We start from the raw sequence: 6,342 nt of genomic DNA, 5'->3' as shown, positions 1-6,342 counted from the left end.
GCACGCGGTTGTGAGCTGATTGTGGACTGGCAGCAGCTCAATCAACGCGTCGAAGGCGTACGACGGGCGGCATAGGCTCGCTCGTCATGAAAGGAGCCCTCGTGCCTCCCCTCTCTCCACATGAGGGCTCCTTGGGTCCCCGGGCGGTCGCGACGGAGTAGGTACCGTCGCGTCAGCGGGCCTGGGTCGTGCTGTCGGCCACCGCGTTGGCGGTGGTCGACAGCTGGGCTGCATCCCAGCCGCCGCCAAGCGCGCGGATCAGATCCACGCTGGCCTGCAGACGTCGTGTGCGCACTTGTTCCGCGCTGAGTTCGGCCTGCAGTTCGGCCGTCTGCGCGCTCACCACGTCGAGATAATTCACTGCGCCTTCGCGATAGCGATTGATCGCGATGGTCTGCGAATCGCCTGCGGCACTGGCGGCATCGTCTTGCTGATGTGCCTCCTTGCCGAGCTGTTGCAGCAGGGTGAGGTTGTCTTCCACCTGCTGGAACGCGTCGAGCACTACGCCGCGGTAGAGGCCCGCCGCCGCATCCAGGTTCGCCTGCGCGGCCTGCACCTTGGAGCGCCGCAGGCCACCATCGAACAGCGTCATCGCCAGATCCGGGCCGAGCGCCCAGTAACGGTTGCCGGCGCTCAACAGATTGCCCATGCCGGTGTCCTGCCAACCCAAGGCAGCGGAAAGGCTCAAGCGAGGGAAAAATGCCGCACGCGCCACGCCGATCTCGGCATTGGCGGCAAACACGCGCCGTTCGGCGGCGGCAATATCGGGGCGACGCTCCAGCAATTGCGACGGCACGCCAAGCGGAATCGCGGGCACCTTGATGGGTGCGTTGTCGACCGGCAGCGAGAAGCGCGACGCCGAGTCGCCCACCAACGTGGCGATGGCGTGTTCGGTCAACGCACGTTGCGCCTGCACGTCCGATACCTGTGCCTGGGCATCTGACAGTTGTGTCTTCGCGCGGCTCACATCGAGGCCCGAGGCCACGCCACCCTGGAATCGCCGCTGGGTGAGGTCGAGGCCTTGCTGGTACGCATCCAATGTGTCCGTGAGGATGCGCTCCTGTACGTCGTAGCCGCGCAGCCGCAGGTAGAGATCGGCAAGCTGTGCTTCAAGACTCAGCTTCACCGACGCGAGATCGGCTTGCGCTGCGTTCGCGTTCGCCTTGCCGGCAGCCAATTCGTTGCGCACGCGCCCCCAGAGATCGAGCTCGTAACCCAGCCCGAAACCCAAGGTCTCGGCGCTGTATTCGTTGGGTTGGCCGCTGCCGCGCAGCGGACGGTTATTCGACTGACGATTGCGCGAATCGGCGGCTACTACGCCCAACGTGGGATAGAGGTCCGAACGCGCTTCGCCCAGCAGCGCGCGTGCTGCGTCATAGCGCGCCAGGGCGACGGCAAGCGTTGGATTGGAGGCATCGAGTTGCTGCTCCAGGCGATCCAGCGTCGGGTTGGCATACACCGACCACCACGGTCCACGCGCCGCAATGTCGGATGGATGCGCGGGTGACCACAGGCCGTCGGAAGTCTGGCCGGCGTAGCTGCCAGGTACGGTACCGACGTCCGGCTTGGTGTAGGCCGGTGCAAGCGAGCAGGCCGGCAACAGCGCCACCAGTGCCAGCGGCGCGAGTCGACGCAGGGAGGAGAGCACGGGCATCATGGCTTCACTCCGGCTTGGCTGCGCCGTCATTGTCCACGGCCGCCACTTGCACCAGATCGCCCTGCGTCAGTGAGTCGGACGGATGATTGATCACGCGATCGCCGGGCTTGAGGCCCTTGTCGATGCGCAAGCGGTCGCCGAGATCCATCGCGATGTGGATATCGCGCAGCTGGACCTTGTGGTCGGCGCCCATGACGGCGAGCTGGGGTCCTTGTGCGCGGAAGATCAGAGCGGTTGCCGGCACGGTAAGCACATGGCTGTTGCCAGTCATGGGCAGATGCACTTCGGCATAGGCGCCGGGCAGCAGCTCGCCCTTGCGGTTGTCCACTTCAAACTGCGCCAGCAGCGAGCCGGATGTCTGGCTCACCGCGCCGGAGTTGCCGATCAGGCGCCCGGTGAACTGCTCGCCCGGGTGATCGGGCACGTCCAGTTGAACGCTCATATCCGGGCGAATGGCGTCGGCATAACCCTGCGGCACTTCCACGTAGAGGCGCATGCGCGTGGTGTCCGACACGGTGAACAGGGCCGGCGCGTTCTCGCTGTTGGCGCTGATCAGGTCGCCGATATCGGTGTTGCGTGCGGTCACCGTGCCCGCGAACGGCGCGGTGATGTGCTTGAACGCTTCCAGCGCGGCGATGCGATCGACATCTGCCTGCGCGCCGAGCACGTTGGCCTGCGCAGCTTCGGCTTCGCCGGCTTTTTCGTCGGCTTCCTGCTTGGAGACGGAATTGGACTGGAGCAGGTTCTTCCAGCGTTTGTCGGTGAGCGCGGCCAGTCGTGCATTCGCCTGTGCGCGGGCGAGGTTGGCCTTGGCCTGTTCGAACTGCTGGTCGAGTTCCGGCGTATCGATCTCGGCCAGCGACTGGCCTGCGGCGACCTGGCTGCCGATGTCGTGGCTCCAGCTCTTGAGGTAGCCGCTGACGCGCGCGTGGATGGGCGCGCCGATCCACGCATCCAGACGACCGGGCAGCGTCATGCTCGCTTGCCCATGGCCTCCCTCCGGGGTGACCAGCTGCACGCTTGGGGTGACCTGGGCGTTCGTCCACTTCACGACGCGGTGGTAGTCATAAGCGCGCACGGAAATGCCGGCGATGGTGGCGAGCAGGGCCAGCGCGAGCCCGATGCGCACGGCGCGGCCGAGCCTGGGCGTGCGCGTGGACGTGCCGATGGTGGCGTCATGCGACATGGATGGGTACTCCAGAGGCGGAATCGGATGCGAGCTGTGTCTGCGTGCGGCCGTGCACGATGCTGAAGATCACAGGGACGAAGAGCAGGGTGGCGAACGTCGCAAACAGCAGACCGCCGATCACGGCGCGGCCCAGCGGCGAGTTCTGTTCGTGCGTCAGCGCCATGGGCAACATGCCGATGATCATCGCCAGCGCGGTCATGCAGACCGGACGAAAGCGCGTGAAGCCGGCTTCGAGCGCGGCCTTCACTGCATCGCCATGTTCGGCCAGGCGCTCGCGACAGAAGCTGACGACGAGGATGGAGTTGGCCGTTGCCACGCCCATGCACATGATGGCGCCGGTCAGCGCCGGAACCGACAACGTGGTGTGCGAGAGGAACAGCACCCACACGATGCCGGCGAGCGCGGCGGGCAGGGCGGTGATGATCACGAACGGATCCAGCCACGACTGGAAGTTCACCACGATCAGCAGATAGATCAGCACGATCGCCCCGACCAGGCCGAAGGCCAATCCACCAAAGGCCTCGTTCATGGTGCCCACCTGGCCATGCAGGCTGACCAGCGTGCCCTTGGGACGCGAAGCGGCAAATTGGTCCAGCACCTTCTGCACGTCGCCCGCTACGGCGCCCAGATCGCGATCCTGCACGGCCGCATAGATGTCGAACGACGGCAGGATGTTGTAATGCGAAACCACCGCCGCGCTGGGCACGCGCGTGAACGTGGCCAGTCCGCCCAGCACCTGGCTGGCGCCCTTGCCGGCCGGCGTCACCGGCAGGCCGGCCAGGTCGGCCATGCTGTCCATCTTGTATTGCGGCGTGGCGGCCACGATGGGATAGGACACGCCATTCCTGGGATTGAGCCAGAACGTCGGCGCCACCTGCGAGCTGCCGGCCAGCGAAGCGACCATGCTGTTGGTGACGTCGCGCTCGGTCACGCCCAGGCGGTCGGCGCGGGTGCGGTTCACTGTCACGTTGAGCTGGGGATAGCTGCTGCTCTGCTGCAGACGCACGTCCGCGATGCCGGGCACGCTGCGCAGGCGCTTGAGGATGTCGTTGGCGTACGCTTCATTGGCCTTGAGGTCGCGGCCGGCAATGGAAATGTCCAGCGGCGCCGGCGCGCCGAAGTTCAAGATCTGCGAGCTCATGTCGGCCGGGAGGAACGCAAACTGCGTGCCGGGAAATTCGCGCGGCAGCTGCGCACGCAGCTCGCGCACGAAATCGGCGGTCGGCGCGTGGTCTTCTTTCAGCACGACCTGGATGTCGCCATCCTGCGGACCGATGGTGCCGCTGGCGTTGTAGACCATGTTCACGCCCGACAGCGGCAGGCCGATATTGTCGATCACCGTGTCCAGCTGGTCGGCTGGAATGACCTGGCGTATCGCATGTTCGATGCGGTCGAACTCGGCCGCGGTTTCTTCGACCCGCGTGCCCATGGGGGCGCGCACGTGCAGGGCGATGGCGCCGGCATCCACGTCAGGGAAGAAGTCGCGACCAAGCAGGGGCATCAGCGCGAACGATGCGATGACGAAACCAAGAAAGCCGATGACAAAGCGGCGGCGATGGGCAAGCGCCACTGTCAGGGTGGCGTGGTACACGTCACGCGCCTGCGAAAAACGGTGCTCGAAGCGCTGCTGGAAGCGAACCATGGAAGCCACCAGTGCGCGCCGGGTGCGTCGCGCCGGCTGGTCGCCTTCGTGATGGTTGAGATAGTCGTCTTCCGGGTGGTCGCCCGGGCCTTTTTCGATGTGGTGGGGTTTGAGCAGGGCCATCGCCAGCGTCGGCACCAGGGTGCGCGAGAGCACGAAGGACGACACCATCGCAAAGATCACCGCAAGCGCCATCGGCCGGAACAGAAAACCCGCGATGCCGTCCAGCAGGAACATCGGCACGAATACGATGCAGATGCACAGCAGCGATACAAAGGCCGGCGTCACGATCTGTCGGGCGCCGTCCATGATTGCCGTGCGGACGTCCTTGCCTTGCTCAAGATGCCAGTTGATGTTTTCGATAGTCACCGTGGCATCGTCAACCAGGATGCCCACTGCCAGCGCGAGTCCGCCCAGCGTCATCACGTTGAGCGTTTGCCCCGTGGCCGAGAGCAGGGCGATGGCCGAGAGGATGGCCAGGGGGATCGACACCGCGATGATCACGGTGGACCGCCAGCTGCCCAGGAAGATCAGGATCATCACCGAGGTAAGCAGGGCCGCGATGACGCCCTCGCGCGCCACCGACGAAATCGCCGCCTTCACAAAGATCGACTGATCGCTGAGCAACGAGACCTTCAGATTGGCAGGCAGCGATTCGAGCACCCGCGGCATCAGCTGCTTGATGCCGGACACCACGGCCAGCGTCGATGCATCGCCCACCTTGAGCGCCGGCATCAGCACGGCGCGCTTGCCATCCACGCGCACCACATTGGTTTGCGGTGCGGCGCCGTCGCGCACGTGGGCCACGTCGCCGATGGTGATGGTGGCGCCATGCACCGTTTTGACCGGCAGCTGATTGAGCTCGTCGACCGCGTCAGGGCTGTTGTTGAGCTGCACGTGGTACTCGGCCATGCCGATCTTGGCCGTGCCGACCGGGATGATCTGGTTCTGCGCGGCCAGCGCGTTACTCACGTCCTGCGCGGACAAACCGTTCGCCGCCAGCGCACGCGGATCAAGATCCAGCGTGACCTGGCGGGCAGCGCCGCCGTAGGGCGTGGGCACGGCGACACCCGGCACCGAGGTGAGCATCGGACGCATCACATTGAGGCCGAGATCGAGGATCTTCGCCTCGGACAGGCTCGTGCTCGACAGCGCCATCTGCAGGATCGGCACGGTGGAGGCGTTGTAATTGAGGATCAGCGGCGGCGTGATGCCCGGCGGCATCTGCTTGAGCACCGTCTGCGAAATCGAGGTCACCTGCGCCGTGGCCGTGCGGATATCCACGCCGGGCTGGAAGAAAATCTTGACGATACCCATGCCGGGCAGCGACTGCGATTCGATGTGCTCGATATTGTTGACCGAGGTGCTGAGCTGGCGTTCGTAGTAGTAGACGACGCGGCCGGACATCTGATCGGGCGGCAGCCCGTTGTAGCTCCACACCACGCTGATCACCGGAATGCCGATATTCGGGAAGATATCGGTCGGCGTGCGCAACGCGGCCAAGGGGCCGGCGATGAGGATAAGCACGGCCAATACGATGAAGGTCAGCGGTCGTGACAGGGCGATTCGGACAAGAGCAAGCATGGACGTTGCAGCCTGGAGGCCTGAGGCCCGACGCTGGCCATGATGGCAAGGCAATCTTGTGGAAACCTTTTGGCAGGCGCGGCTTGCTCTCCAGCTCGTCATTCCGGCCTGCGCGGGAATGACGAGCAAAAGCAGCGGGCGATGCCGCTTAACCCGACGCTGCGGCCATCCGGATACGCACCAGCAACCCCCGCCCCAACGGTGACTCCAGCAACTCAATGGACGCCTCGTGCAACTCGATTGCTCGCTGCACAATGCTCAGCCCCAGAC

The 6,342-nt window shown here is 65.2% G+C and carries 3 protein-coding genes; all 3 read right to left on the bottom strand.

Going from position 1 to position 6,342, the window contains the following annotated elements:
* Window positions 1-172: 172 nt before the first annotated feature.
* Genes AC1DMG_RS18605 through AC1DMG_RS18595 form a run of 3 tightly spaced genes read right to left on the bottom strand, consistent with a single transcriptional unit; the run spans window position 173 to window position 6,072 of the window.
* Window positions 173-1,657, bottom strand: coding sequence for an efflux transporter outer membrane subunit (locus AC1DMG_RS18605; protein ID WP_477180881.1), 1,485 nt, complete (start codon window positions 1,655-1,657; stop codon window positions 173-175).
* A 4-nt stretch (window positions 1,658-1,661) separates the two neighbouring features.
* Window positions 1,662-2,843 (bottom strand): efflux RND transporter periplasmic adaptor subunit, encoded by a 1,182-nt coding sequence (locus AC1DMG_RS18600; RefSeq protein ID WP_441603508.1) that lies wholly within the window; start codon window positions 2,841-2,843, stop codon window positions 1,662-1,664.
* The gene (locus tag AC1DMG_RS18595) at window positions 2,833-6,072 is read right to left on the bottom strand and encodes an efflux RND transporter permease subunit (protein WP_441603507.1); all 3,240 of its coding nucleotides are present in this window, start codon (window positions 6,070-6,072) and stop codon (window positions 2,833-2,835) included. The genes AC1DMG_RS18600 and AC1DMG_RS18595 overlap by 11 nt, the downstream gene beginning before the upstream one ends.
* Between the last annotated feature and the right edge of the window lie 270 nt (window positions 6,073-6,342).

The organism is Dyella sp. 01N36 (assembly GCF_056399745.1).
Note: the sequence above shows the minus strand (reverse complement) of the source record. Positions and strands in the feature narration are given on the sequence as shown.